The sequence below is a fragment of the Caulobacter soli genome (assembly GCF_011045195.1).
In the GTDB taxonomy this organism is placed as follows: domain Bacteria; phylum Pseudomonadota; class Alphaproteobacteria; order Caulobacterales; family Caulobacteraceae; genus Caulobacter; species Caulobacter soli.
Map to the genome: position 1 here is coordinate 4821947 of NZ_CP049199.1, position 26024 is coordinate 4847970.

22 protein-coding genes are annotated in these 26024 nt (G+C 68.2%); 9 read left to right on the top strand and 13 right to left on the bottom strand.

Annotated features, from left to right (window positions below):
• Positions 1-97 precede the first annotated feature (97 nt).
• Positions 98-856: an alpha/beta fold hydrolase gene (locus tag G3M62_RS22485; protein WP_165190769.1), complete on the top strand. Its 759-nt coding sequence runs from the start codon at positions 98-100 to the stop codon at positions 854-856.
• 154 nt (positions 857-1010) lie between these two features.
• Here G3M62_RS22485 and G3M62_RS22490 read toward each other — a convergent pair whose 3' ends face one another.
• Positions 1011-2465: an AMP nucleosidase gene (locus tag G3M62_RS22490; protein ID WP_165190770.1), complete on the bottom strand. Its 1455-nt coding sequence runs from the start codon at positions 2463-2465 to the stop codon at positions 1011-1013.
• Between the two features lie 186 nt (positions 2466-2651).
• Here G3M62_RS22490 and G3M62_RS22495 point away from each other — a divergent pair, with 186 nt between their 5' ends.
• Both G3M62_RS22495 and G3M62_RS22500 read left to right on the top strand, forming a co-directional pair.
• Complete coding sequence (locus tag G3M62_RS22495; RefSeq protein WP_165190771.1) at positions 2652-3908, top strand: dicarboxylate/amino acid:cation symporter; 1257 nt, start codon at positions 2652-2654, stop codon at positions 3906-3908.
• Between the two features lie 83 nt (positions 3909-3991).
• Positions 3992-4420 carry a DUF6491 family protein gene (locus G3M62_RS22500; RefSeq protein ID WP_165190772.1) on the top strand — a complete coding sequence of 143 codons (429 nt, stop codon included), beginning with the start codon at positions 3992-3994 and terminating at the stop codon, positions 4418-4420.
• A 145-nt stretch (positions 4421-4565) separates the two neighbouring features.
• Here G3M62_RS22500 and G3M62_RS22505 read toward each other — a convergent pair whose 3' ends face one another.
• Together G3M62_RS22505 and G3M62_RS22510 are read right to left on the bottom strand one after the other, a co-directional pair.
• The gene (locus G3M62_RS22505; protein WP_165190773.1) at positions 4566-5438 is read right to left on the bottom strand and encodes a 2-dehydropantoate 2-reductase; all 873 of its coding nucleotides are present in this window, start codon (positions 5436-5438) and stop codon (positions 4566-4568) included.
• A 91-nt stretch (positions 5439-5529) separates the two neighbouring features.
• Positions 5530-6570 (bottom strand): ribonucleotide-diphosphate reductase subunit beta, encoded by a 1041-nt coding sequence (locus G3M62_RS22510; protein ID WP_165190774.1) that lies wholly within the window; start codon positions 6568-6570, stop codon positions 5530-5532.
• A 135-nt stretch (positions 6571-6705) separates the two neighbouring features.
• Between G3M62_RS22510 and G3M62_RS22515 the strand changes: the two genes are divergently transcribed.
• The 5 genes from G3M62_RS22515 (at position 6706) to G3M62_RS22535 (ending at position 12686) form a co-directional block, all read left to right on the top strand.
• On the top strand, positions 6706-7377 hold the full coding sequence (locus G3M62_RS22515; protein ID WP_165190775.1) for a glutathione S-transferase family protein: 672 nt from the start codon (positions 6706-6708) through the stop codon (positions 7375-7377).
• A 130-nt stretch (positions 7378-7507) separates the two neighbouring features.
• Positions 7508-8773: a hypothetical protein gene (locus G3M62_RS22520; protein ID WP_165190776.1), complete on the top strand. Its 1266-nt coding sequence runs from the start codon at positions 7508-7510 to the stop codon at positions 8771-8773.
• Between the two features lie 1005 nt (positions 8774-9778).
• Positions 9779-10549, top strand: a complete 771-nt coding sequence (locus tag G3M62_RS22525) for a sulfite exporter TauE/SafE family protein (protein ID WP_165190777.1) — start codon at positions 9779-9781, stop codon at positions 10547-10549.
• A 74-nt stretch (positions 10550-10623) separates the two neighbouring features.
• Entirely contained in the window at positions 10624-11337 is a 714-nt protein-coding gene (gene trhA, locus G3M62_RS22530) for a PAQR family membrane homeostasis protein TrhA (RefSeq protein WP_246263386.1), read from the top strand.
• A gap of 20 nt (positions 11338-11357) precedes the next feature.
• Positions 11358-12686 (top strand): patatin-like phospholipase family protein, encoded by a 1329-nt coding sequence (locus tag G3M62_RS22535; protein ID WP_165190778.1) that lies wholly within the window; start codon positions 11358-11360, stop codon positions 12684-12686.
• Here G3M62_RS22535 and G3M62_RS22540 read toward each other — a convergent pair.
• From G3M62_RS22540 to G3M62_RS22585, 10 genes are all read right to left on the bottom strand, one after another.
• Positions 12676-13008, bottom strand: coding sequence for an FmdB family zinc ribbon protein (locus tag G3M62_RS22540; RefSeq protein WP_165190779.1), 333 nt, complete (start codon positions 13006-13008; stop codon positions 12676-12678). The two genes, G3M62_RS22535 and G3M62_RS22540, sit on opposite strands and share 11 nt — an antisense overlap.
• A gap of 102 nt (positions 13009-13110) precedes the next feature.
• Positions 13111-14094 carry a lipid A-modifier LpxR family protein gene (locus tag G3M62_RS22545; RefSeq protein WP_165190780.1) on the bottom strand — a complete coding sequence of 328 codons (984 nt, stop codon included), beginning with the start codon at positions 14092-14094 and terminating at the stop codon, positions 13111-13113.
• A 178-nt stretch (positions 14095-14272) separates the two neighbouring features.
• Positions 14273-16093, bottom strand: a complete 1821-nt coding sequence (locus G3M62_RS22550) for a ribonucleoside-diphosphate reductase subunit alpha (protein ID WP_425483858.1) — start codon at positions 16091-16093, stop codon at positions 14273-14275.
• A 498-nt stretch (positions 16094-16591) separates the two neighbouring features.
• Positions 16592-17794: an OmpA family protein gene (locus G3M62_RS26810; RefSeq protein WP_165190782.1), complete on the bottom strand. Its 1203-nt coding sequence runs from the start codon at positions 17792-17794 to the stop codon at positions 16592-16594.
• A gap of 328 nt (positions 17795-18122) precedes the next feature.
• Complete coding sequence (locus G3M62_RS22560) at positions 18123-19271, bottom strand: ABC transporter permease (RefSeq protein WP_246263387.1); 1149 nt, start codon at positions 19269-19271, stop codon at positions 18123-18125.
• Positions 19268-20236, bottom strand: coding sequence for an ABC transporter ATP-binding protein (locus tag G3M62_RS22565; RefSeq protein WP_165190783.1), 969 nt, complete (start codon positions 20234-20236; stop codon positions 19268-19270). Before G3M62_RS22565 ends, G3M62_RS22560 begins: the two co-directional genes overlap by 4 nt.
• Positions 20233-21219, bottom strand: a complete 987-nt coding sequence (locus G3M62_RS22570; RefSeq protein WP_165190784.1) for an HlyD family secretion protein — start codon at positions 21217-21219, stop codon at positions 20233-20235. Before G3M62_RS22570 ends, G3M62_RS22565 begins: the two co-directional genes overlap by 4 nt.
• Positions 21216-21860 (bottom strand): TetR/AcrR family transcriptional regulator, encoded by a 645-nt coding sequence (locus G3M62_RS22575; protein WP_165190785.1) that lies wholly within the window; start codon positions 21858-21860, stop codon positions 21216-21218. The genes G3M62_RS22570 and G3M62_RS22575 overlap by 4 nt, the downstream gene beginning before the upstream one ends.
• A gap of 226 nt (positions 21861-22086) precedes the next feature.
• On the bottom strand, positions 22087-23871 hold the full coding sequence (locus G3M62_RS22580; protein WP_165190786.1) for a cation:proton antiporter domain-containing protein: 1785 nt from the start codon (positions 23869-23871) through the stop codon (positions 22087-22089).
• Between the two features lie 29 nt (positions 23872-23900).
• On the bottom strand, positions 23901-24149 hold the full coding sequence (locus G3M62_RS22585; protein WP_165190787.1) for a helix-turn-helix transcriptional regulator: 249 nt from the start codon (positions 24147-24149) through the stop codon (positions 23901-23903).
• A gap of 71 nt (positions 24150-24220) precedes the next feature.
• On the opposite strand from G3M62_RS22585, the gene G3M62_RS22590 reads away from it, so the two are divergent.
• The gene (locus G3M62_RS22590; RefSeq protein WP_165190788.1) at positions 24221-25873 is read left to right on the top strand and encodes a monovalent cation:proton antiporter-2 (CPA2) family protein; all 1653 of its coding nucleotides are present in this window, start codon (positions 24221-24223) and stop codon (positions 25871-25873) included.
• Positions 25874-26024 lie beyond the last annotated feature (151 nt).

A 26024-nucleotide genomic window follows, 5' to 3' on the forward strand; every position in this document is an offset into this window, starting at 1 on the left:
CTGACGCCATAAGTGCTGAGTTTGTCCCATCAGCCACACCGCTCTGGGATCTGGGTCCCGGCTTTCGCCGGGATGAGCGGCGTGTAGTGTGCACCCCATGACGGACCTGCACCGCTTCCAGAGCTTCGACGGCGTCTCCATCGGCTACCGCACGCTGGGCGACGGCTGGCCGACCCTGATGCTGCACGGCTTCCTGGCCAGCGCCGAGAGCAACTGGTTCCTGCCGGGGATCGCCGCCGCCGTGGCCGCGACCGGTCGCAAGATCATCGCCCCGGACCTACGCGGCCACGGTCGCTCGGACGCCCCGACCGATCCCGCCGCCTGGCCGTCCGACGTGCTGGCCCGCGACCAGGAGGCCCTGATCGCCCACCTGCACCTCTCCGACTACGACCTGGTCGGCTATTCGCTGGGCGCGCGGACGGCGGTGCGGATGCTGGTGCGGGGCGCGCGGCCGAGGCGGCTGGTGCTGGGCGGCATGGGCGACAGCGGCCTGATGGCGGCCGGGGCGCGGGCCGCGATGTTCGAGGACAGCATCCGCCACGGCGACGCGGCCAAGGATCCTCGGGCTGGTCGGCGGGTGCACGCGATGATGGCGGCGGGCGGCCTGAAACCGGAGGCGATGCTGGGCGTGCTGACCTCGTTCGTGGCGACGAGCGCGGCGGAGATCGCGGGGATCGACGTCCCGACCCTGGTGGTGGCCGGCCAGCGGGACGATGACAACGGCTCGGTCGAGGGCCTGGCGGCGATGATGCCGGACGCGCGCGGGGCGCGGGTTCCGGGGGATCATCTGAGCGCGGTCATGGAGCCGGCGCTGGCGGCTGAGATTGCAGGGTTTCTAGGGGATAGCGGCGGCTGAAAGCCTCCCCCTGTGGGGGAGGCGATCGCGAAGCGATCGGTGGGGGGAGTTATAGAATCGACGATCCCGGGTCCGGCTATCCGCCGAATACTCCCCCCTCCGTCGCCCTTCAGGCGACACCTCCCCCACAGGGGGAGGCGTTAGCGGATCGGAATCACCGGAACGGCGGCTCGTCGAACGCCCGGAGCTTCCGCGAGTGCAGGTTCGGCCCTTCCTCCAGCAGCAGCTTGCAGGTCAGGATCCCGATCTGCAGGTGTTGGCTGATGGCCCGCTCGTAGAACGCGTTGGCCTGGCCCGGCAGCTTGATCTCGCCGTGCAGCGGCTTGTCCGAGACGCACAGCAGCGTGCCGTACGGCACCCGAAAGCGGTAGCCCTGGGCGGCGATGGTGGCCGATTCCATGTCGATGGCCACCGCGCGGCTCTGGTTGAAGCGCAGGGCCGAGAGGCTGTGGCGCAGTTCCCAGTTGCGGTCGTCGGTGGTGACCACCGTGCCCGTCCGCAGGCGCTTCTTGAGCTGGTCGCCGCTGTCGCCGCTGATCGCCTTGGAGGCGTCGTAGAGGGCGCGCTGGACCTCGGCGATCGACGGCACCGGGATCTCGGGCGGCAACACCGCGTCCAGCACGTGGTCGTCGCGCAGATAGGCGTGGGCCAGCACGTAGTCGCCGATGGTCTGGGTGTCGCGCAGGCCGCCGCAGTGGCCGATCATCAGCCATGCTTGCGGACGAAGCACGGCCAGGTGGTCGCAGATGGTCTTGGCGTTGGACGGGCCGACGCCGATATTGACCAGGGTGATGCCCCGGCCGCTGGGGGCCATCAGGTGGTAGGCCGGCATCTGGTGCTTGCGCCAGGTCGACTCCGCCACCGCCAGTTCGGGATTGGCGGTGTTGGCGGTGATCATCAGCCCGCCCGAGCACGACAGCGCCTCGTAAGGGCTACCGTCCTGCCCCAGCTGCTCGATGCCCCAGCGCACGAACTCGTCGACATAGCGATGATAGTTGGTGAACAGGATGAACTGCTGCACGTGCTCGGCCGGGGCGCCGGTGTAGTGGCGCAGGCGGGCCAGCGAGAAGTCGGTGCGCAGGCCGTCGAACAGGGCCAGCGGCCGGGCCTCCTCCATCGCCGGGTTCCACACCCCGTCGGCGATCTCGTCGCCGATGAAGGCCAGGTCCGTGGTCGGAAAGAAGCGGGCGATGTCCTCGGAGCGGACGTCGGCCTGGTTCAGGTCGATGCTGGCGTCCAGCACGTAGGGATAGGGGATTTCCTGGTTCGAACGGTCGATCTCGATCTCGACCTCGAAGTCGTTGAGCAGCAGGGTCAGCTGCTCGACCAGGTAGTCCTTGAACTGGTTGGGCTTGGTGATGGTGGTGGCGTAGACGCCGGGCCGGCTGACCCGGGCGTAGGAGCGCGCCAGCTTGGGCGGCAGGGCCTCGGGATCATAGATCAGGCGCAGTTCGGGATAGGCGAACGTGCCGTCGAACCGCGCTTGCGGGTCGGGCCGGGTTCCGTGTTCGAGATAGGCGCGTAGCGCGGTCCGCAGGGCGTCGACGGCGCGTTCGTAGTCTTCGTTGAGCTTCTCAACGGCGGCGATTGCTTTTTCTTGGTTTGACATGGCGTCCTATATCAACCTTCCGCGGGCATTTCCAGGCCGGGGCCGCGCGGGCATGGACGAAGCGGGTTTCGTCGGCCACAAGGGTCGCGACGACCCGAGCGGCGGGGTGAGGACAAACGCTCCCGCTCCGTCTTAGAGAGATGCCTAGACCATACGGTTGAGCGTACGCGCTCGACGGGGGAGCCTATGAACAAGCGTTTCGCTTACCTGATCATCGCGTCCATGATCCTCGGGGTCCTGGTCGGCTGGGCCTGCAACCAGTACCTCGACGCCGCCCAGACCGCCGAGGCGGTCAAGTGGTTCAAGATGGGCACCGACCTGTTCCTGCGGCTGATCAAGATGATCATCGCCCCGCTGGTGCTGACCACCCTGGTGGCCGGCATCGCCCACATGGAGGACGCCGCGGCCGTGGGCCGGATCGGCGCCAAGACCATGGGCTGGTTCATCAGCGCCTCGGCCGTCTCGCTGCTGCTGGGCCTGGCCATGGTGCACCTGCTGCATCCGGGCGCGGGCCTGGTGCTGAACGAGGCGACCAACGTCGCCGCCAACGCCCCGGCCGCCTCGACCGAGACCTTCACCCTGCAGGGCTTCCTGATCCACCTGGTGCCGACCTCGATCTTCGACGCCCTGGCCAAGAACGAGATCCTGCAGATCGTGGTGTTCAGCGTGTTCGTCGGCACCGCCGTCGCCTCGCTCGACAACAAGGCCCCGCAGATCATGGAGCTGGCCGAGCAGGGCGCCCAGATCATGCTGAAGGTCACCGGCTTCGTGATGAAGCTGGCTCCGCTGGCGATCTTCTGCGCCCTGGCCTCGACCATCGCCGACCAGGGCATCTCGATGCTGGTGGTCTACGGCAAGTTCGTGGTCGGCTTCTACGCCACCATGGGCACGCTGTGGCTGCTGCTGTTCCTGGCCGCCTTCGCCGTGCTGGGCAAGCGGGCCATCCCGCTGTTCGGCGCGATCCGCGACCCGGCCCTGCTGGCCTTCTCGACCGCCTCGTCGGAAGCCGCCTATCCGCGCATCCTGGACGCCCTGCCGAAGCTCGGCATCCGTCGCCGCATCGTCTCGTTCGTCCTGCCGCTGGGCTATTCGTTCAATCTCGACGGCTCGATGCTGTACTGCACCTTCGCCACGATCTTCATCCTGCAGGCCCACGGCGTGCACCTGACGGTCCAGCAGCAGATCTTCATGCTGCTGCTGCTGATGGTCACCTCCAAGGGCATCGCCGGCGTGCCGCGCGCCTCGCTGGTGGTGATCATGGCGACCCTCACCTATTTCGGCCTGCCCGAGACCTGGATCGCCCTGGTGCTGGGCGTCGACCACCTGCTGGACATGGGCCGCAGCGCCACCAACGTGGTCGGCAATTCGGTGGCCGCCGCCGTGGTCGCCAAGTGGGAAGGCGAGCTGGACGATCCGGAGCCGGAAGCGGCCGCCACGGCTTAAGCGCCGCCGCCAAGCGGGACTGATTGACTTCGAGGGGGAGAGGACCAATCTCTTCCTCGAGGGACCTCGTTTAGGACACCGCCATGAACGCCAAATCCATGATCCGGGCCGGCCTGCTGACGACCGTCCTGCTGGCCGCCGCCGCGCCCGCCCTTGCTGCTTCGGGGCTCGCCGATCCGGCCGCCAAGGACGCCGCGCCGCGTCCGGCCCGTTCGTGCTTCTCGCTGTCCGACTGGGACGGCTGGAGCGCCCCCGACCGCAACACCCTCTATATGAAGGTGCGCCACCGCGACGTCTATCGCGTGGACCTGTCGCACGGCACCAGCCAGCTGACCTCGCCGGGCGTGCACCTGGTGTCGGTCGTGCGCGGCACGGACTCGATCTGCCGCCCGATCGACCTGGACCTGCGGGTCTCCGACGGCTTCGGCTTCGCCATGCCGATCATGGCCAAGAGCATCACCAAGCTCTCGAAGGACGAGATCGCGGCGCTCCCGAAGAAGGACCGGCCGTAACTGTCGCCCAGGCTCGACCTCGGAAGCGAAAACCTTGTCCTTCGACAAGCTCAGGATGAGGTTTTCGACTGCCAGATCTACACAATGGTCCTCATCCTGAGCCTGTCTAAGGACGAGGACCAAGCGCGGCGTTAGCAGGTCGTGACTATTCCGCCGCCGCCTCTAGCAGCGCCACCACCATCGCGTTGACCGGCGTGGCGATCCCGTGCCGAGCCCCTAGCCGCACGATCACCCCGTTGCGGGCGTCCAGCTCCATCGGCCGGCCGGCGGCGCGGTCGGCGTGCAGGGAATTGACCCCGTCGGCCGGCCCGGCGCGATAGCCGTCGACCACGGTCTGGGGCAGGTCGTCGGGCAGCGTCGCGCCCTGCGCCCGGCCCACCGCCACGCACTCGCCGACCAGGGCCTTCATGATCTCGGCGATCGGCTCGCGCCGCGCCACGCCCGCGGGCTTCAGGGTCAGGGCGTTGACCGCCCCCGCGCAGTTCAGCGCCAGCTTCTTCCAGGCGGCGGTCTTGAAGTCGCTGGTCGTGGAGACCGCGATCGGCGTGTGGGCGAACAGGGCGACGAGGGCCTCGCCCGCCTCCCCGTCCGGAACCAGGATCGTGCCGTCGCGCCGCTGGCGCACCCGGCCCGGCGCGCTGCGCTCGGCGGGGATGTCGACCACGGCCGGGGTGATCCGCTCGGCGGACACGTACGGGGTAAAGCGCTCGACGTGCTCGACGCCGTTCTGCAGCACCGCCACGCGGGTGCCGGGATCCACCAGCCGGGCCAGCCAGCCGCCCGTGGCCGCCGCGTCATAGGTCTTGGTGGTGACGATCGCCCAATCGACAGGCGAGGCCTGGTCCGGCGAGGTCAGCACGCGCGGCGTCGCCGTTAGCGGCCCGCCGGGCGTCTCGACCTCCAGCCGATCGAAGGCGGTGCGGGCGCAGACCGTCACGTCCAGGTCCGCGTTCTGGGCCAGCCAGGCCGCCACCGTGGCGCCCACCGCGCCGGGACCGATCACCGCAATCGACGTCATCACCGAACTCCAGACCCAAACACCAGACAAAGAAACGCCGCCCCCTTTCGAGGGCGGCGGCATGTTATCCCCGTTGTCCCTGCTCTTGTTCTTATTCAGCCGGCAGGGTGTTCTCGGAGCGCTTCTGCAGCATGTTGTCGAAGCTCGACCACACGCCCTCCGCGCCGTGCCATTGGCCCGTGGTGGCGGCCTTGGAATATTCCGTGGCCCGGGCCTCGAAGAAGTTGGCGTGCTCCACGCCCGACAGCAGCGACTGCAGCCAGGGCAGCGGGTTTTCCTTGATGCCGTAGACTTCCGGCAGGTGCAGCTGGCGCAGGCGCCAGTCGGCGATGAACCGGATGTACTGCTTGATGTCGTCGGGGGTCATGCCCTGGATCTCGCCGGCCTCGAAGGCCAGGTCGATGAAGGCGTCCTCCATGATCACCACGCTCTTGCAGCACTCGACGATGTCGGCGGCCACCTCGGGGGTGACGCACTTCGTCTCGGCGTTGAACGCGTGGTACAGCTTGATGATGCCTTCGCAGTGCAGGCTCTCGTCGCGGATCGACCACGAGACGATCTGGCCCATGCCCTTCATCTTGTTGAAGCGCGGGAAGTTCATCAGCATCGCGAACGAGGCGAACAACTGCAGGCCCTCGGTGAAGCCGCCGAACATGGCCAGCGTCCGCGCGATGTCGGCGTTGGTCTCGACCCCGAACTTCTGCATGAAGTCGTGCTTGTCGCGCATGGCCTGGTATTCCATGAACGCGCCGAATTCGCTCTCCGGCATGCCGATGGTTTCCAGCAGCAGCGCGTAGGCCGCGATATGGATGGTCTCCATATTGGCGAACGACGACAGCATCATCTTCACTTCGGTGGGTTTGAACACCCGGCCGTAGCGTTCCATGTAGTTGTCGGCGACCTCGATGTCGCTCTGGGTAAAGAAGCGGAAGATCTGCGTCAGCAGGTTCCGTTCCTTGTCATTGAGCTTGACGGCCCAGTCCTTGAGGTCCTCGCCGAGGGGCACTTCCTCGGGCATCCAGTGGACCTGCTGCTGCTTTTTCCAGAACTCGTGAGCCCACGGATAGCGGAAGGGCTTGTAGGCGCCGGAGGGGGTCAACAGGCCTGGCAGAGTGGTAAGCTTGGCGGACATCGAGGGCGGCTCCAGGGCAGGCGGACGCGAATCGGACGGACGGGTAGTCTCTTTGGTACCGAGCTCCAACGGCTCCATCTAGTGGTCAGTTGGTCGCAGCACACAACATGTTGTGGGTAGATTGGATAACCAATTATGAAGCCAGCTTACACCATCTACGGCGCGCTTGGCTCGGGGTCCGTGCCCATCGAAGCTGTTTTGACCCTGCTGGGGCAGCCCTACAGCGTGGTCGAGGCGCCCACCTGGGAGGGCGCGGCCCAGCAGGCCAAGGTGGCCGGGGTCAATCCGCTCAAGCAGATCCCGGCCCTGATCACCCCCGACGGCGAGACGATCACCGAAAGCGCCGCCATCCTGATCTGGCTGGCCGACCGCCACCCGGAAGCGCGGCTGGCTCCCTCGCTCGATTCGCCCCTGCGCGGCCAGTTCCTGCGCTGGATGGTGTTCGTGCCGGCGGCGATCTACTCGCTGTTCTGGGTGCGGGACGACCCATCGCGCCTGGCGGGCCCGGACGCCGAGGCCGGCGCGCGGATCAAGGCGGCGACGACCGACCGGATCGCCGACTGCTGGGGGATGATGGAGGCGCAGATCGAGCCGGGGCGCTACCTGCTGGGCGACGCGCTGACGGTGCTGGACCTCTACGTCGCCGTGGTCAGTCGCTGGGGCTCGCGGCGCAAGCGGTTCTACGAGGTGGCGCCGAAGATGAGCGAGGTCGTGCGTAGGGTGGATGCGGATCCGCGGCTGGCGGCGTTCTGGGAGAAGCGGTTTCCGTTCGTGGACGGGTGGGAGAGCAACGGGGCGGCGGGGTAGGCCGCACGGCGGGATATCGGTCCTGCGCCAACGCCCGATTTCAGACCGCGAAGAGACTCATGACCCCGATTTAACTTTGTGGTTTTCAGGGATCGCCGCAAGGACGCTTCCCATAACGGGGGTGTTTTATATGAATCTGAAATCGATTGCGGCGGCCTTGGCGCTCGCAAGCCTGTGCGCGACTTCCGTCCACGCCGAGACCGTCGCGCCGCTCACGTTCGCGGACCGGCTGGCGCAGGCGGGGTCGCCGCTGACGGTCCGGCCGGAGGGCCTCTCGGGTCCGGGCGCCGCGATCCTGTCGGAGGCTATGGACGCCAGCCGGTACGTCCTCATCGGCGAGAGCCATTTTTCGCGCGAGATCCCCGCCTTCACCACGAACGTCTGTCGATTGATGGCGCCCGGCGGCCTGACGGCCATGGTCGTCGAGATCGGGCCGGAGGCCGCTGGCGTGGTCAACGCACGGCTGAGAGCGCCGAACCGGGAACAGCAGATTTCTGACTTCATGACCTCTCATCCCGACGCCATGGCCTTCCTCAACGGCCGCGACGAGGGTCGGACGGCGGCCGATTGCGCGGGTGTCGCCGGACCGGACTTCAAGCTGTGGGGGCTGGACCAGGAGTTCTTCGGCGTGAGCGGCTATCTGTTCGAACAGATGCTGGCGGCCGGTCCAGGACCGCTCGCCCGCGCCCAGATCGAGGCGCTGGCCAAGCAGGAGCGGACGGCGATGCAGGCTGCGCTCGCCTCCGGTTCACCCATGGACCTGTTCCTGTTCAAGGTCACCGATGCGACGCTGGATCAGGCGGGGACAGCCATCGACCAGGATGGCGGCGACCGGGCCAAGGCGCTGTTCGCCGCCTTGCGCGAAACACGCGCCATCTATCAGGCCTCGCAGTCCCGCCGTGGCGATCCGAACGGGCGCAGGGCGCGGCTGATGAAGCGGACGCTGGCGGCCCATTTCGCCGAGGCGCCGCAGGCGCGCCTGCTGATGAAGTTCGGCGCCTACCATCTCTACAAGGGCTACAATCCACTCGGCCAGCGCGACGTGGGCAATTTCGTCGCTGAACATGCCGACGGAGAGGGCGTGAAGTCCCTCCATATCATCGTCGCCGGCGCGAGAGGCGCGCTACCCGGATACAACGGGGTCGGCCGCCCAATGTCCGTGCAAAAGTTCGATGCGACCACGGGCAAGGACGCCGACTGGTGCAAGGATGTGATGCTGGCCCGCCCGTCGGACACGCCGCCGGGCGACTGGTTCCTGGTGGATCTTCGCCTTTTGCGCAGCGCCGATCTGGAAGCCCTGACGCCAGAATGGCGCGCGCTCATCCGCGGCTACGACCTCGCCGTCGTGGCGCCGGAACTGTCTGCGTCCACCGTGCTGGGGGCTGACGTCCCCTAGGCTCAGGACAGAAGAGGACGCTGGCAGCCAAGGTTTCAAGGCGCGGCCTCGCCGCTGGCGGATGACGTCAGGGCGTTTCCGGAAAGGACGTCTTCTTGACCCCTCTCTCTGAGAGAGAGGGAGGGGCCCGCCGCGAAGCGGTGGGAGGGTGAGAGGTTTCACCCTGTCCGGTTTCACACCAGCGCCCTGCCGGCACGCCGGCTGGCGTCTTACCCCCTCACCCTCCCAAGCTTTGCTTGGGCCCCTCTTTCCCCATGGGAGAGGGTGATTTAGGGGGATCCAGCCGCGTCCATCCCCGCCAGCGCCGCGAAGAACCTCAACTTCTTCAACGCCCTGGAAAATAATGAGCGTCACCAACGCGCCAGCGCTCAAACCCGTCGCACAATGATCCTGTCTCCGTCGCGGAGGAGGGCGCTTGGTACCGACCCGAAGTGGCGATGGAGATGGAACCGAGCGGGGCCGCCTGGCCTGGCGATCGGCTCTTGGCGAATGGCGGGGCTCAGAAGGCTCCAAGGTTCGGCGAGACCGATCGCGGGACAGTCGGGTCGACGGGGCCGGGAAGCAAAACCGGTCTGTTCCAGGATCTGTCGGAGTCGCTGACGGCCCCTTCCGGGCGACTTTGATCCTGCCCGCCCGAGGGGGAATGTCGACCGGGATGAAACAGGCCCTCAGTCGCCGTCCCTCGGCAAAAACGGTTTCGCGGAGCGGTTGGTCCACGCCGAAACGCAAACTCTAAACCCACGGTCTCCGGGCTTGGCCCGGCCGCTCCGCGCCTCCTCGACTTCTCAGCGGCCGTCCGCGTGAGACGGCGAAGCCATGTGTGTCCATCAAGCCTCCCCCCGTGGGGGAGGTGTCGGCGAAGCCGACGGAGGGGGGAGCAATAGGCCAATGACCAGATCTGCGATCTCCAACCCCAAACCTCCCCCCACCGATCGCTGCGCGATCGCCTCCCCCACGGGGGGAGGCTTGATGACGTGACCACGGCGAAGCTGCTAAACCCCGTCCATGCTGACCGATCCCCTGTTCTACGCCGTCGCCATTCCCGCGGTGATCCTGCTGGGCCTGGCCAAGGGCGGGTTCGCCGGAATCGGGGTGGTGGCGGTGCCGTTGATGGCGCTGGTCATCTCGCCGGTGCTGGCCGCCTCGATCACCCTGCCGATCCTGCTGGTCCAGGACGTCGTCAGCGTCTGGTCGTTCCGCAAGACCTGGAACAAGGGCCTGCTGATCCTGATGCTGCCGGCCGCGGCGGTCGGGATCTTCCTGGGCTGGCTCTTGGCGGCGCGGGTGTCGGTGGCGGCGGTCGAGCTGTCGATCGGCGTGATCTCGATCGCGTTTTCGTTGCAGCGCCTGTGGGCCGAGCGGGCGGTCAAGGCGGCGGCCGCCGTCGAGGCCGGGCCGGCGCGGCCGTGGCTGGGCGCCCTGTGCGGCGCGGCGGCCGGCTTCACCAGCCAGGTGGCCCACGCCGGCGGCCCGCCGTTCCAGATCTATGTCCTGCCCCGCCGCCTGCCGCGCGACGTGTTCATCGGCACCAGCGCGATCTTCTTCGCGGTCGTCAACTGGATGAAGGTGCCGGCCTATATCGCCCTGGGCCAGTTCACGCCCCAGGTGCTGACCACGGCCGCCGTGCTGCTGCCCCTGGCCCTGGCCTCGACCTGGGCCGGGGTGTGGCTGGTGCGCCGCGTGCCGGCCGAGGGCTTCTACAAGGTCATCTACGCGCTGCTGATCGTGGTGGGCGCCAAGCTGGCCTGGGACGGGGCGCACGGCCTGCTGGGCTGAGGCGATACGCGCCCTTTCCTCGCCACGATGATCGGCGTTTATATGTCACCGATTGAGCGTACACTGGGCGGGCCATGACAGAGACTTCCAGCATCGTCGCGACGGCCGCTCCCGCTCAGGTCCCGGCGGTTATTCCGACCACGCACTATCCCACCGCCGGCGCCAAGTGCGCCGACCTGATCGTGCATCTCGCCGGACTGGCCTGCGCCCTGCTGGGCGGCGGCATCCTGCTGGGCCTGGCCTTCGGCCTGGGGTCGCTGAGCCAGGTGGCGGCCATCAGCGTCTACACCGTGGGCCTGATCACCATGCTGTCGCTGTCGACCGCCTACAACTTCGCCAAGGCCCGCTGGCGGCCGCTGCTGCGCCGCTTCGACCACGCCGGCATCTTCATCATGATCGCCGCCTCCTACACCCCCTTCACCACCCAGAACCTGCACGGCTGGTGGGCGATCGGCATGACCACGGCCGTCTGGACCGTGGCCAGCGTCGGGGTGGCGGCCAAGCTGTTCCTGCCGGGCCTGGACAAGCGCTTCTGGGTCGGCCTGTACCTGGCCCTGGGCTGGCTGGTCCTGGTGGCCATCAAGCCGATGATCGACGGCATGGGCTGGGTCGCCCTGCTGCTTTTGGCGATCGGCGGCGTGATCTATTCGACGGGTACGGTGTTCTACCTGATGAAGCGGCTGAAGTTTCGGCGGGCGATCTGGCACGGGCACGTGATCGGGGGCGCCGGCCTGCACTACGCCGCCGTGCTGGTCGGGGTGGTCCTGGCCTCGAGCGGACACCCCTAGTCGCGTAAATTGGGTCAGCCTTGAACACCCCCCCGGATTCCAAAAAGACCGTCCAGAACTTCTTCCGGGATCGCGCGGCCAACGCCCAGCGCGGCAAGCGCCTGCCCGCCCCCCTGACCCAGGCCGACGCCGAGGTCGAGGCCCTGGGCTTTCCCGGCGTGCGGCTCAGCGTCGACGAGGCCGACGAGGCCCTGCGCAACGTCGCCGACCGCCTGGCCCCGATGCGGCCGCTGCTGGGCCGCGACGACTTCAACATCCTGGCCCTGTCGGGCGGCGCGGCCGGCGGGGCCTTCGGGGCCGGCGCCCTGGTGGGCCTGACCAAGGCCGGGACCCGTCCCCACTTCGCCATCGTCACCGGCGTCTCGACCGGCGCCCTGATCGCCCCCCTGGCCTTCCTGGGCCCCGAATGGGACGACCGCCTGACCGACGCCTATGTCGGCGGCCACGCCTCCGAGCTGCTCAGCCTCAAGCGCCTGGGTCCGACCCTGGGTCCCAGCCTGTTCCGCGGCGATAGCCTGGACGGCCTGGTCACCCCGTTCATCGACCTGGAGATGATCGAGGCCGTCGCCCGCGAGCACGCCAAGGGCCGGCGGCTGCTGATCGCCACCACCAACCTGGACAGCCAGAAGGCCACGATCTGGGATATGGGGGCCATCGCCACCCAGGGCGGCGAGGACGCCGTGCGATTGTTCCGCGACGTGCTGGTGGCCTCGGCCACCCTGCCCGGCCTGTTCCCGCCCAAGCTGATCGACGTCGAGGCCCCCGACGGCGAAGGCGGCATGGCCCGCTATCAGGAAATGCACGCCGACGGCGGCATCGCCGCGCCGCTGTTCCTGATGCCCGACGCCCTGCTGCGCTGGCGCGAGCTGGGCCAGCGCCTGCGTCGCGGCCGGGTCTATGTGATCTTCAACACCGTGCTGGATCCCTCGCCGCGCACCACCCAGCCGGGGGTGACCTCGATCATGGGCCGCAGCTTCGAGACCATGCTGCGGTTCTCGTATCGCCAGGCGCTGAGCGTGGCCGCCGGCTTCTGCGCCCGCCACAACCTGCCGCTCTGGTCGGCCTCGATCCCGGCCAGCTTCTCCGACTTCAACATGATGAAGTTCGAGACGGTGTCGATGAAACAGACCTTCGACGACGCCGAGGCCCTGGCGATCAGCGGCCGGCTATGGTCCAGCGCCAGTCCCACGCCCGAGCCCCTGTGGCGCGGCCTGTTCAAGCGCCAGCCGACGACGCGTCGCCAGACGGTCAAGGATCCGATCCTGGTGCCGTCGACCGACCTGGCCTTGCCGGAAGGGACGACGCTGGACGCCGTCCATCCGTCCGACCGGGAAGACCCTATTTCTTGAGGTAGCGGGCGCGCAGTTTCTCGACGTTCGGCGGAACGGCGCGGAAGTCGCTGGCCAGGCCCAGGCGGGCGTTGCACGACGGGCAGCGCACCGAGTCCTCGTCGGCCAGTTCGGCCGGTGGGTCGAAGCGCGTGCCGCACGGCTTGCACTTGAAGTCGCCCGTCGCCGGCGGCGGGGCGGGCGGCGGCTCCGGAGCCCGCAGCACGACGCGCTTAGCGCCCGCCGGACGCGCGATGCGCTCCAGCGGCGGCGGACCGCCCGGCGCGGCGACGCCGCTCTTCAGGCTCAGGATCTTGCGGCGAGGAGGCTCGCTATCGCTCATGACGGGGGAAGGCTCGGTGGAAGGGCTTGGGGCGGGACCGGCGCTAGCTGCATGATCTGGACCCGAAACTCAAGCGCCGAGCGTGCCATCGGCGTGATCGACCTACCAGTGAGGCCGCAAACTGAACGAAAGAGCGACCATTTCGTCCTTCTGGGTGGCCATGCCCATGATCTGGTCCTTGGCCTTGATCGAGCGGTGCACATAGCCGAACGAGGCCTGCATGGCCCCCTTGCGCCACGCCACCCCGGCCTGACCGTCGCCCACCAGCTTGCTGCTGGTGTCGGTGGTGAAGCCGGCGCGGCTCCAGTCGCCGTCGCCGCCGCGCAGCATGTTCAGGCCCACGGCCTGGCCGCTGGCGGCCGCGAACACGTACCAGCGTCCGCGCTGACCAAACTCGCGGCCGTCACGGACGCCCAGCGAGTTGACGACCTGGTCGCCCATCTTCTTGCCGAAGCGCACCGTGGCGCCCGCCTCCGCCGAACCGCCGGCCCCGCCGAAGCCCAGGCCGGCGTGCGGGGTGACGTCCAGGGCGTACTTGCCCTTGCCCACCGAGACGGCGGCCGGCCAGCCGCGGGTGACGGTGACGTCGACGTCGCGATCTTGGAAGCTGTCCTCGTCGGGCCGGACCAGGGCCAGGGGTCGGGTCTGGCCGAACGGGGCGACGCTGGCCACCGAGACGCGAACCGAGTCGACGGCGCGCTCGCCCTCGCCGACCACCATCGCGCTGGACCGGTAATTGACCGCGCCGCGGCCCTGGTAATAGCGATTGCTGTCCAGCAGGGCCGCGTCGCCATAGGCGCCGGCGGGCGAGAGGGCGAAGCTGGGATCCTCGGCGCGTTCGGTCCTGGCGGCGGGCGCCTCGGTGAAGCCGACGGAAGCCTCGGCGGGGCGCACGTTGCGAACGCTGAAATCGACGGGATCGGCCTGCGACGCGACGATAAAGCTGGGCGGAGCCTTGCGGGTGGCGACGGACGCCTTATCTGCGGGACTGGACGACGGAGCCGATCGAGTCGGCTGGGCCTGCGCCGTGGCGATCGCCAGGACGCTCAGACCCACTCCCGCGAAAAATGCCGTGCAAGCACGCATTTTGGTCCCCAGAACCCTTTCCCCACATGGACCGTACTCGTATTCCGAGCGGCGTCCATGAGACAAAACCCCACGTCATGAACATTTCGCACTGGGGTTGGTTCCGATGAAAAAAGGCGCCGCAGAGGTCCGCGACGCCTTTCTTTTTTAAGAACTTTTAAGATTTTCGCAGGTCGCCCTACTGGCAGGCCAAGCATTCCTCGTAGTCGGTCTTGGACGGCGCGTCGAAACCGTTGGCCGGACCGGCCACCGCGACGTCGGAGCCGGCGTAGGCGGCCCGTTGCACCGACTTGGAGCGCAGGTAGTACAGCGACTTCACGCCGCGCTCCCAGGCCTGCCAGTGCAGCATGTGCAGGTCCCACTTGTCGACGTCGCCGGGCAGGAAGATGTTCACCGACTGGCTCTGGCAGATTTCCGGCGTGCGGTCGGCGGCCAGTTCGACCACCCAGCGCTGGTCCAGTTCGAAGGCGGTCTTGTAGACGTCCTTGTCGTCCTGGCTGAGGAAGTCCAGGTGCTGGACCGAACCCTCGTTCTCCAGGATCGAACCCCAGACCGCGTCGGTGTTCTGGCCCTTCTCCTCGAGCAGCTTCTCCAGGTAGGGGTTCTTCACCGCGAACGAGCCCGACAGGGTCTTGTGGGTGTAGATGTTGGCCGGGATCGGCTCGATGCCCGCCGAGGTGCCGCCGCAGATGATCGAGATCGAGGCGGTCGGGGCGATGGCCAGCTTGTGCGAGAAGCGCTCCATCGAGCCACGGTCGGCGGCGTCCGGGCACGGGCCCTTTTCTTCGCCGATGGTGATCGACGCCTTGTCGGCCTCGCGGCGCAGGTGCTTGAACATCCGCATGTTCCAGCTCTTGGCCAGGGCGCTCTCGAACGGCACGTTCTGGCTCTGCAGGAAGCTGTGGAAGCCCATCAGGCCCAGGCCCACCGAACGCTCGCGCATGGCGGCGTAGGCGGCCGTGGCGGCCGCGTCAGGAGCGCGGTCGATGAAGTCCTGCAGGACGTTGTCGAGGAAGCGCATGATGTCCTCGATGAACATCGGATGGTCGCGCCACTCCAGGAAGGTCTCGGCGTTGACCGACGACAGGCAGCAGACGGCCGTGCGGTCGTTGCCCAGGTGGTCGACGCCGGTGTGCAGCATGATCTCGCTGCACAGGTTCGACTGACGCACCTTCAGGCCCAGGTCCTGCTGGTGCTGGGGCATGGCCCGGTTCACGGTGTCGGAGAAGATCAGATAGGGCTCGCCGGTCTGCAGGCGCAGCTCCAGGACCTTCTGCCACAGGGCGCGGGCGTCGACTTCGCGCAGGACCTCGTTGGTCTTGGGCGAGCGCAGGCCGAACTTGTGGCCGTCGCGGACCGCATGCATGAACTCGTCGGTGATCGAGATGCCGTGGTGCAGGTTCAGGGACTTGCGGTTGAAGTCGCCCGAGGCCTTGCGGATTTCCAGGAACTCTTCGATTTCCGGGTGGTGGATGTCCAGATAGACGGCCGCCGAACCACGACGCAGCGAGCCTTGGCTGATCGCCAGGGTCAGGCTGTCCATCACGCGGATGAAGGGGATGATGCCGCTGGTCTGGCCCTGGCCCTTGACCTTCTCGCCGATCGACCGGACGCCGCCCCAGTAGGTGCCGATGCCGCCGCCGTTGGCCGCCAGCCAGACGTTCTCGTTCCAGACGCCCAGGATGCCGTCCAGGCTGTCGCTGACGGCGTTCAGGAAGCAGCTGATCGGCAGGCCGCGCTCGGCGCCGCCGTTGCTCAGCACCGGGGTCGACGGCATGAACCACAGCTTGCTCATGTAGTCGTAGACGCGCTGGGCGTGGTCGGCGTCGTCGGCGAAGGCCGTCGACACGCGGGCGAACATGTCCTGATAAGACTCGCCCGGCAGCAGGTACCGGTCTTCCAGGGTGGTCTTGCCGAAATCGGTCAGCAGGGCGTCGCGCGAGCGATCGACCTCGACCTTGCGCACCAGCGCCAGTTTCGGACGTTCAGCGACCCGCATGCCGCCGGTGCGGGCCTGGGGGACAGCCGTCGTCTTCGCCGCTTCACTGCTCATGATCAAAAATCCATAATCAATCAGCGAGTTCCGGAGAAGGGAACGCCCCGTCCAGCCGCTACATCTTGTGGCCGAGGAGCCCCCTCAGCCCACATATGGGGCCACAGTGGCTAATGACTCGTCAACGACGAGATGCGCCTCCGAAGCGAGTTTTTTCTTAACAAGCTGTGAACGAACGGCGGTCGCCCGGAAGATGCTGCGCATCATCAAAGGGTTGCACGGCCAAGACAAACGCCGCTGCGACGCCCTGTCGCGGTCAACAAAGAAGTGATCCGGCGGCGGAGCGGATTCCCGGAAAAGGCGCTTGCCAATTCGATGCGCCCGGACGGCGGGGTCGAAAGGGACGCCGCGCAAATTTCGACCCTCTGGACCGTCGGAAGACGGCGCAAAAGAAAAGGGCCCGGCGTTTCCGCCGAGCCCTCAACTTCAGTCGTGATCGCGATCTTAGAAGTTGATCGAGATCGTGGAACGGCGGTTCAGCGGTTCCTTCACACCATCGCCGGTGGCGACGGCGGGGGCGCTTTCGCCCTTCCAGTCAACGGCCAGGGTGTCGGCGGCGACACCGGCGCCGACCAGGGCGTCAGCCACGGCCTTCGCACGACGCTCCGAGAGCTTGGCGTTGTACTTCGGCGAACCCGAGGTGTCGGTGTGACCGACGACCACCAGCTTGGTGGCGTGACCCGAGGTCGCGTAGTTCGCGGCTTCCGAAACCACCGACTGGGCTTCCGGCGTCAGGACGTACTGATCGAACGGGAAGTAGACGATGAACTCGCGAGCCTCATACGCCGGCGGAGGCGGCGGGGGAGGCGGCGGGGGCGGAGGCGGCGGGGGCGGAGGAGGCGGCGGCGGCGGCGGCGGGGGAGGCGGCGGCGGCGAAGCGAAGGAGTAACGCAGACCCACGGTCAGCGATTGGTCCTTGTACTGGCCTTCGAAGGCGCCCGGCTGGATCGCGTGCGACCCCGTCGACTGCCAACCCGTATCGTCCGTGGCGAACCAGCGGTAGGTCACGTCGACCTTCAGCTTGTCGGTCGCCTTGATCGAGGCGCCGGCGATGACTTGCCAAGCGACCGACAGATCGTCGTCGTCAACAGACAGGTTCTGGATGGCGGGGTTCGCGGCGGTGATCGCGTTCGGAACGCCGCTGAATTGACCCAGGGTGGTGATGTCGAGGCGGTTCACGCCCAGGCCGGCGCCCAGATAGGGGTTGATCCACGAGTCCGGCGCGAAATCGTACAGGACGTTGACCATCAGCGACCAGGAATCGATCGAGCCCGACGGGCTGCCGCAGGTCTGCGAGGCGAGGGTGCGGGTGACGCCCGGGGTGCAGAGACCGAGCGGCTGCTTGCGCACGGCGCTGCCGCGAACGCTGGTCAGGTCGCCGGGGCGGTAGCCGCCTTCGACTTCAGCGCGCCAGTTCGGGTTGAACTGGTAGCCCAGGCGGACGAAGCCGGCCCAGTCATTGTCCGTCGACCAGGTCCAGTGCGCGTGACCACCGTCCGGCAGGTTCAGGTCGGATTCGGTGGAGATGCCCTCGGGCCAGTGATAGCCGAGGTCGACCGCGCCGTACCAGCCGGTCTCTTGGGCCGAAGCGGCGCCAGCGGCGAACACCGCGGCTAGAGCCACTCCCGCCAGGAGTTGGAGTTTCATATCAAGAGCCCTCTATTGCCCTGCACCGGCCGAAACCGACCGAGCATTGTTATACCAAGGCGCACGATCCGCGAAAGTGTCAGCTGAGCAACACTCGTCAGGTTTCGGCGTCCCCACAAGGAAGACGACGCGAACACCAGACCGCCCCCACAGAATCAACTTCCGAGCGCATCGACTGACTATTCCGGATAAAGCGCCAGCATAGTACCGGTTCGCACGTGAATCCGCACAGCGCAAGGCCTTGAGCGCGTTTTGAGTCGGGTTGATGCGTAAAAATGTCACACCCGGGCACGAACTTCACTGTAGCGCGCAAAGGGCGCCGGCTACCTCAGTCCAGGGTCCGTCGGTAACGCGACATAGCGGCGGCGGCGATCACCACGACAAATACCGCCAGGGCCGCAAGACTTGTCCACAGGTCCTGAACACCCAATCCTTTAAGTAAAGAGCCGCGCACGACGCGCAGGAAATGGGTCACCGGAATCGCGCTGCCCAGGGCCTGGGCCCAGGTGGGCATGCCCCGAAACGGGAACATGAAGCCCGACAGCAGGATCGACGGCAAAATGTAAAAGAATGACATCTGCACGGCCTGCAGCTGGTTGCGGGCCACGGTCGAGATCAGGAAGCCCAGCGACAGCGATCCCAGGATGAACAGCACCACGCCCAGACTCAGGGCGTCCCAGCCGCCCGCCATCGGCACCGAGAACAGCACGCGCGCCAGCACCAGGATGACCACGGTCTGGATCAGGCCGACCACCACATAGGGCGACAGCTTGCCGATCATCACCTCGATCGGCTTGGCCGGCGTGGCCAGCAGGCTTTCCATGGTGCCGCGCTCGTACTCGCGGGTCATGCCCAGCGAGGTCATCATCACCAAGGTCAGGGACAGCACCACGCCCAGCAGGCCGGGCACGATGTTGTAGGCGGTGATGGCTTCGGGATTGTAGCGGCGGTGGATCACCACCTCGAATGGGTCCTTGTCGACCTGAGCAACGGCCCCGACCAGGTCGCGCGACAGCGCCGTGCGCGGAAGATTGGCCAGGGCCGCAATGGCCCCGCCGGTGGCGGCCGGATCGGAGGCGTCGGCCTCGACCAGGATCTGCGCGTCGTCGCCGCGCACCACCCGCCGCGTGAAGTCCGACGGGATGGTCAGGGCGAACTGCACCTCGCCCCGGGCGATGGCGCGGTCCAGCTCCTCGGGCGAGGCGGCCTCGTGGACGATCTTGAAATAGCCGTTGTGGGCCAGGGCCGACAGAGCCGAGCGCGCCATCGGCCCGTGGTCCTGCACCAGCACCGCCGTGGGCAGGTCGCGCGGGTCGCTGTTGATGGCGTAGCCGAACAGCAGCAGCTGCACGATCGGCATGACCAGGATCATCGCATAGGTCAGCCGGTCGCGGGTGAGCTGGATGAACTCCTTGGTCAGCACCGCCAGGATGCGGTTCAGCGACAGGCCGCGATCCGGGGACGGAACACCGCTCACTGGAAATTATCCCGCGACGTCGCCATCAGGCGGATGAACACGTCTTCCAGGGTGGGCGACACCTCGGTCCAGACCAGCGGCGGCTTGCGCCAGGGCGCGATGGCGGCCTCCAGCGCGGCGCGGTCCTGGCCGCTGACGTGCAGGGCGGCCCCGAACGGCGCGGCCATGGCCACGCCCGGCGCCTTGGCCAGCTCCCGACCCAGGCGGTCGGCGCCCGGCCCCTCGGCGCGGAAGGTGATCAGGCCCGACTGGCCGATCACCTCGTCCAGCGTGCCGCGCGCCATCAGCTTGCCGTAGGCGATGTAGGCGATGTCGTGGCACCGCTCGGCCTCGTCCATGTAGTGGGTCGAGACCATCACGGTCAGGCCCTCGGCCGACAGGGCGTGGATCTCGTCCCAGAACTCGCGCCGCGCCTGGGGATCGACCCCGGCGGTGGGCTCGTCCAGCAGCAGCAGGCGCGGTTCGTGCAGCACGCAGGACGCCAGGGCCAGACGCTGCTTCCAGCCGCCCGACAGGCTGCCGGCCAGTTGCTTCTTGCGATTGGCCAGGCCCAGGCGCTCCAGCGCCTCGTCCACCCGCGCCCGCCGCCGGTCCAGGCCGTAGATCCGGGCGGTGAAGTCCAGATTCTCGCGGATCGACAGGTCCTCGTAGAGCGAGAACTTCTGGGTCATGTAGCCGGTCTGGCGCTTGATCTCCTCGGCGTGACGCCGGAAGTCCAGGCCCAGCACCTCGCCCTCGCCGGCGTCGGGGATCAGCAGGCCGCACAGCATGCGCAGGGTGGTGGTCTTGCCCGAGCCGTTGGGACCCAGGAAGCCGGTGATCTTGCCCGCGCCGACCTGGATGGTCAGGTCCTGGACCACGTGCTTGTCGCCGTACGACTTGTCCAGGCCGCGCACGTCGACGGCCAGGTCGCCGCCGGGCTCCCCAACGGGCGTGGAGACCGGCTTGGCGGCCGCCGCGCTCATTTGGCCGGTCCCCGCAGCGGAACCACGTCGATCGGCAGGCCGGGCGGCAGGTCGGCCGGATGGTCCGGCAGGGCCTCGACCAAGAACACCAGCCGGTCGCGGGCGTCGCGGCTGTAGATCACCGGCGGTGTGAACTCGGCCCGGGGACTGACGAAATTGATCCGGGCGCCGAGACCGCCCTTGCAGCCGTCACATTCGAAGGCGATCCGCGCTCCCGGCTGATACAGCGAGACCTCGGCCTGAGGCACGTAGAAGCGCACCCGCACCCGGCCGTCGGCCAGCAAGGCCACCACCGGCTGGTTGGCCGCCGCCCATTCGCCGGGCTGGTAGAAGACGTCCTGCACCCGCGCCGCCGTCGGGGCCTTGGGGCTGATCTGGTCCAGCCGATCCTGGGCGGCCGCCAGTTGGTCGCGGGCCGCGGCGGCCTGGCTCTCGGCGGCGCGGATCGCGTCGGGTCGCGCGCCCAGCGTGCCGACCCGGCGTTGCTGCTCCACCGTGCGGACATTGGCCTGGGCGGTCTTCAGCGCGGCCTTGGCCTGGTCCAGGCGAGCGGGGGCGTAGATGCCCTTGGCCGCCAGCGGCGCGATGCGGTTGTAGTCGGCCTGGGCCTCGGCGAGAGCGGCGGCGGCTGCGGCGCGCTGGGCGTCGTAGACCGCCAGTTCGTCCGGCCGCTGGCCCTTGGCGGCGTCCTGCGCCTGCGATGCGGCGGCGGCGGCCTGGGACGCGGCCTGATCGCGGGCGGCCACCAGCTGGGCGGCGTCCAGGGCGAACAGCGGCTGGCCGGCCACCACCCGCTGGCCGCGCTGCACCGACACCGTGCTGACCGGCCCGGCCGTCGAGGCGGCCACATACAGCGTCTCGCCCTCGACATAGCCCGACAGTCGCCGGGGATGGGCCGCGCCAGGTCCCCAGATCCGCCAGGCGGCGAACCCGACCAGGCCGACGGCCGCGACGGCCAGGACGATGCGAACCTGAGGCTTCATGCGGCCCCCTCCCCGGTTTCGACCAGCATGCCGTGCAGCACCACCTCGGCGTGCTGGGCCAGCAGCGCCTTCAGGTCGACCGGCTCGGCCCCGATCGGCGCGAACACCTCGCGCCACAAGACACCCAGCAGCAAAGGCCCGGCCAGGCTGAACACATAGAGCCGGGGATCGCCGGGCCGCACCTCGCCGCGCGCCTGGGCGGCGGCCACCGCCCCGCCCACCGCGTCCAGCATCTTCAGGATGACGTCCTCGTGCCAGACCTTGGCCAGCTCCGGGAAATTGCGCGACTCGCCAATGACCATCTTGGCCACCGCCCCCAGCCGCCCCTCGGTCATGACCTCGGCGATGCGGGCGAAGACCAGGCGGATCAGCTCGCCGAACGGCAGCTGGCTCTGGCTTACGAAACCGGCCACCGCCGCCAGGTTCGGGGCGATCGTCTCGCGAACCACCGCCCGGAACAGGTCCTGCTTGGTCTCGAAATAGAGATAGAGCGCGCCCTTCGACACCCCGGCCCGGGCGGCGATGTCGTCCAGCCGCGCGGCCGCGAAGCCCTTCTCGGAAAATACGATCAAGGCCGCCGCGATGATCTCGCCAGGGCGGGCCTCGCTGCGTCGTCGCCACTTGGGTTGACCGGGCTGCATGGGTGCTCAATATATAACTGACGAGTTAGTTATATACAAAAGCAGCCAATCTTCAACCCTCTCCCAGGGGGAGAGGGAGGGACCCGCCGCGCAGCGGTGGGAGGGTGAGGGAGTAAAGCGTCAGACGGCGTGCCGGCAGGGTGTTCGTGTGAAATCGGCGAGAGCGTAACCCCTCACCCTCCCACGACTTCGTCGCGGGCCCCTCCCTCTCCCGCTGGGAGAGGGTCTAGATCTTCGCCGCGTCCCGCAGCCGCTTGCGCTTGCCGCCCAGGGCGTCCGGCCGGTTCAGCACCTTGCGGTATTCGTCGCGGCGCTCGTGGATCGAGGCGATGACCAGGCCCATGGGCACGCCGATGTCGACCAGCACCGCTTCGGACAGCTGCAGCGAGGCCTCGATGGTCTCGGGCACGGCGTCGGTGGCGCCCAGTTCGTAGAGGCGCGCGGCGTGGCGAGCGTCGCGGGCCCGGGCGACGATGGTCAGGTCGGGACGATGGCCACGCGCGACGGCGACCACCGCCTCGGCGGCCTCCGGCGAGTCCATGGTCACCACCACCGCCCGGGCGTGGTCGAGACCGCAGCGCTCCAGCAGTTCCACCCGCGAGGCGTCGCCGAAATAGACGCGGTGGCCGGCCCGGCGGCCTTGCTGGACGAAGCCGGGATCGCGATCGATGGCGATCCACGGCAGCTCGTGGCGGTCCAGCATGTCGCCGACCAGCCGGCCGACCCGGCCATAGCCGACCACCAGCACCCGGCCCGCCGGCTCCTCGCTCTGCAGGCCCACCAGATCGGGCGCCTCGCTGATCGGGGCCGCCGCCTTCTTGGCCAGCCGTCCGCCGATCCCTGACAAGAGCGGGATCAGGAACATGGTCAGGGTGGCGGCCACCAGCACGGCCTGGCCGATCTGGTCGGAGACCACGCTGGCGCCCATGGCGTTGTCCAGGATCACGAAGGCGAACTCGCCGCCGGCCGCCAGGGTCAGGGCCGCCTCGATCGCGGCGCGGGTCGACAGGCCAAACAGCCGCCCCAGCCCCATGACCATCACGCCCTTGACCACCACCAGCCCCACCGCGACGCCCAGCACCAGGATCGGCTGGGCCACCAGCAGCGACAGGTCCAGGCGGATGCCCAGCGACACGAAGAACAGGCTGAGCAGCAGGCCCTTGAACGGCTCGATCTTGACCTCGACCTCGTGGCGATACTCGGTCTCGGCCAACAGGATGCCGGCCACGAAGGCGCCAAGCGCCATCGACAGGCCCGACAGCGACGCCACCAGGCCCGCGCCGATGATCACCAGCAGGCAGGCGGCCATGAACATCTCTTCGCTCTTGGCCTTGGCGACCGAGCGCATCATGGGCCGCAGCGCCAGGCGGCCGAACAGCACGATGATCCCCAGGCCGATCACCGCCGGACCCAGCGCCACCAGGTCGCGCAGGCTGAACGTCCCGTCGCCGCGCCCCAGGATCGCCAGGGTGATCAGGATCGGGGCCACCGCCAGGTCCTGGAACAGCAGCACCGAGAAGGTCGCCCGTCCGCCCTCGGCGTGTAGGCGCTTGCGCTCGACCAGCACCGGCACGGCGATGGCCGTGGACGACAGGGTCAGGGCCGCGCCGATGGCCAGGGCCGCCACCGGCTGCTGGCCGAACGCCATGGCGATCGCGCCCAGGGCCAGCGAGCAGCCGATCATCTGCAGGGCGCCCAGGCCGAACACCAGCTTGCGCATCAGCCGCAGCCGCTCCCACGACAGCTCCAGCCCGATCATGAACAGCAGGAACACCACCCCGAACTCGGCCAGCTGGGCGATTTCCTGGGGGTTGTCGACGGTGACGTAGTCCAGCCACGGGAAGCTGTGGCTCAGCGCGCCCAGGCCGAACGGACCCAGGATCACGCCGGCGATCAGGAAGCCCAGGATGGGGTTCAGCTTCAGCCGCTTGAATAGCGGCGCGACGATGCCCGCCGTGGCCAGGAACAGCACCAGGTCCTTGTAGTCCGCCGGCGATATCGCGTGATCCACGTGGTCGAGCCCCCTCTTTTCGTATCGTCCTAGCTGGCCAGTTTCAGCCGCACGCCCGCCCCGGCCTCGTCGGGCGCGATCAGCGCGACGCCCCCGGTCTCAAGCGCGTCGATCAGCAGGCGTTCGGTGCTATGGTGCAGGGCGTGGCGCTCGGTCTCGAAGTCCTTGACCGTGCTGCGCGAGACGCCGGCCTTGTCGGCCAGGTCGCCCTGCGACCAGCCCAGCAGGCCGCGGGCGCCGCGACATTGGGCCGGCAGGAGAATTTTTGCGTGGGGCATCTGGCGCTCCCGGGCATCTTCACCCATATTGGTTGAGTACGCCCGAAAATGTTGACCGTCAAGGAGCGCCTTTGCACCATACATCCCTGATCGCCACCATCGTCGCCGGCCTGGGCCTGGCCTTCGTGTTCGGCGCCATCGCCAACCGTTTCAAGCTGCCCGTGCTGGTCGGCTACCTGGTGGCTGGCGTGGTCGTCGGCCCGTTCACCCCCGGCTATGTGGCCGATACCGAGCTGGCGCCGCAGCTGGCCGAGATCGGGGTGATCCTGCTGATGTTCGGGGTGGGGCTGCACTTCTCGGTCAAGGACCTGATGGCGGTGCGCAAGATCGCCATTCCGGGCGCCGTGGTGCAGATCCTGGCCGCCACGGCCATGGGGATCGGCCTGGCCCACCTGCTGGGCTGGACCCTGGGCGCTGGGATCGTGTTCGGCCTGGCCCTGTCGGTGGCCTCGACCGTGGTGCTGCTACGCGCCCTGCAGGAGCGGCGGCTGATCGAGACCGATCGCGGCCGCATCGCCGTCGGCTGGCTGATCGTCGAGGACCTGGCCATGGTGCTGGCCCTGGTGCTGCTGCCGGCCCTGTCGGGAATCCTGGGCGGCGAGGCCCCTCCTCCCGGCCCCGGCGGCCTCTTCGGCGCCTTCGCCATGACCATCGGCAAGGTCGCCGCCTTCGTGGCCCTGATGCTGATCGTCGGCCGCCGGGTGATCCCGTGGATTCTGCACCGCATCGCCCACACCGGCTCGCGCGAGCTGTTCCGCCTGGCGGTGCTGGCTATCGCGCTTGGAGTCGCGTTTGGCTCGGCCGCGCTGTTCGGCGTCTCGTTCGCCCTGGGCGCCTTCTTCGCCGGCATGATCATGGCCGAGAGCGAGCTTTCCCAACAGGCCGCCAACGAGACCCTGCCGCTGCGCGACGCCTTCGCGGTGCTGTTCTTCGTGTCGATCGGCATGCTGTTCAACTGGTCGGTCGTGCTGCGCGAGCCCCTGGCCGTGCTGGCCACCCTGGCCATCATCGTGATCGGCAAGTCGCTGGCCGCCTGGCTGATCGTCGTGGCGTTCAAGCGTCCGCAGAGCGTGGCCCTGACCATCTCGGCGAGTCTCGCCCAGATCGGCGAGTTCTCGTTCATCCTGGCCAGCCTGGGCGTGTCGCTGAAGCTGCTGCCCAAGGACGGCCAGGACCTGATCCTGGCCGGGGCCATCCTGTCGATCCTGATCAACCCGCTGCTGTTCGCCGTGCTCGACAAGGTCCTGCCCCGGCTGGTCGGCCGCAAGGGCGAGCCCGTCGCCCCGGCGGTCGCCGCCAAGCCGCACGGCGTGCTGGTCGGCTATGGCCGGGTCGGCAAGCTGGTGGCCGAGGGGCTGAAGGGCCGCATGCCGCTGGTGGTGATCGAGGACGAGGGCGAGCGGGCCGACGAGCTGCGGGCCGGCGGCTTCGAGGTGATCCAGGGCAACGCCGTGCGCCCCGAGGTGCTGCTCCAGGCCGGCCTGGCCGAGGCCACCCACCTGTTCGTCGCCGTGCCCAGCCCGTTCGAGGCCGCCCGGATCATCGAACAGGCCAAGGCCGCCAATCCCAAGGCCAAGATCATCGCGCGGGCCTATACCGACGCCGATGTCGTCCTGCTGACCCAGACGGGCGCCACCCACGCCCTGATCGGCGAACAGGAGATCGCGCGCGGGATGCTGGCCCTGGCGCCGAAGAAGGCTCCGCCGCCGGCGACCGCGCACTAATTTATCTTTATTCTAGAAGGCCGGGACCCAGGCCGAGTCTCCGGACAGGGCGCCGCGCCACACCCCGTCGAGGCCGCTTGGGTCCCGGCCTTCGCCGGGATGTTGGACGTGTAGGGGGCGAGCCAATCTAAAGCGTCGCATTGACCGGCCC

Excerpts from the sequence above, each read along its gene's own strand:
- G3M62_RS22485 (WP_165190769.1), top strand. The coding sequence starts at position 98 with ATGACGGACCTGCACCGCTTCCAGAGCTTCGACGGCGTCTCCATCGGC.
- G3M62_RS22490 (WP_165190770.1), bottom strand. The coding sequence starts at position 2,465 with ATGTCAAACCAAGAAAAAGCAATCGCCGCCGTTGAGAAGCTCAACGAA.
- G3M62_RS22495 (WP_165190771.1), top strand. The coding sequence starts at position 2,652 with ATGAACAAGCGTTTCGCTTACCTGATCATCGCGTCCATGATCCTCGGG.
- G3M62_RS22500 (WP_165190772.1), top strand. The coding sequence starts at position 3,992 with ATGAACGCCAAATCCATGATCCGGGCCGGCCTGCTGACGACCGTCCTG.
- G3M62_RS22505 (WP_165190773.1), bottom strand. The coding sequence starts at position 5,438 with ATGACGTCGATTGCGGTGATCGGTCCCGGCGCGGTGGGCGCCACGGTG.
- G3M62_RS22510 (WP_165190774.1), bottom strand. The coding sequence starts at position 6,570 with ATGTCCGCCAAGCTTACCACTCTGCCAGGCCTGTTGACCCCCTCCGGC.
- G3M62_RS22515 (WP_165190775.1), top strand. The coding sequence starts at position 6,706 with ATGAAGCCAGCTTACACCATCTACGGCGCGCTTGGCTCGGGGTCCGTG.
- G3M62_RS22520 (WP_165190776.1), top strand. The coding sequence starts at position 7,508 with ATGAATCTGAAATCGATTGCGGCGGCCTTGGCGCTCGCAAGCCTGTGC.
- G3M62_RS22525 (WP_165190777.1), top strand. The coding sequence starts at position 9,779 with ATGCTGACCGATCCCCTGTTCTACGCCGTCGCCATTCCCGCGGTGATC.
- trhA (WP_246263386.1), top strand. The coding sequence starts at position 10,624 with ATGACAGAGACTTCCAGCATCGTCGCGACGGCCGCTCCCGCTCAGGTC.
- G3M62_RS22540 (WP_165190779.1), bottom strand. The coding sequence starts at position 13,008 with ATGAGCGATAGCGAGCCTCCTCGCCGCAAGATCCTGAGCCTGAAGAGC.
- G3M62_RS22545 (WP_165190780.1), bottom strand. The coding sequence starts at position 14,094 with ATGCGTGCTTGCACGGCATTTTTCGCGGGAGTGGGTCTGAGCGTCCTG.
- G3M62_RS22550 (WP_425483858.1), bottom strand. The coding sequence starts at position 16,093 with ATGCGGGTCGCTGAACGTCCGAAACTGGCGCTGGTGCGCAAGGTCGAG.
- G3M62_RS26810 (WP_165190782.1), bottom strand. The coding sequence starts at position 17,794 with ATGAAACTCCAACTCCTGGCGGGAGTGGCTCTAGCCGCGGTGTTCGCC.
- G3M62_RS22565 (WP_165190783.1), bottom strand. The coding sequence starts at position 20,236 with ATGAGCGCGGCGGCCGCCAAGCCGGTCTCCACGCCCGTTGGGGAGCCC.
- G3M62_RS22570 (WP_165190784.1), bottom strand. The coding sequence starts at position 21,219 with ATGAAGCCTCAGGTTCGCATCGTCCTGGCCGTCGCGGCCGTCGGCCTG.
- G3M62_RS22575 (WP_165190785.1), bottom strand. The coding sequence starts at position 21,860 with ATGCAGCCCGGTCAACCCAAGTGGCGACGACGCAGCGAGGCCCGCCCT.
- G3M62_RS22585 (WP_165190787.1), bottom strand. The coding sequence starts at position 24,149 with ATGCCCCACGCAAAAATTCTCCTGCCGGCCCAATGTCGCGGCGCCCGC.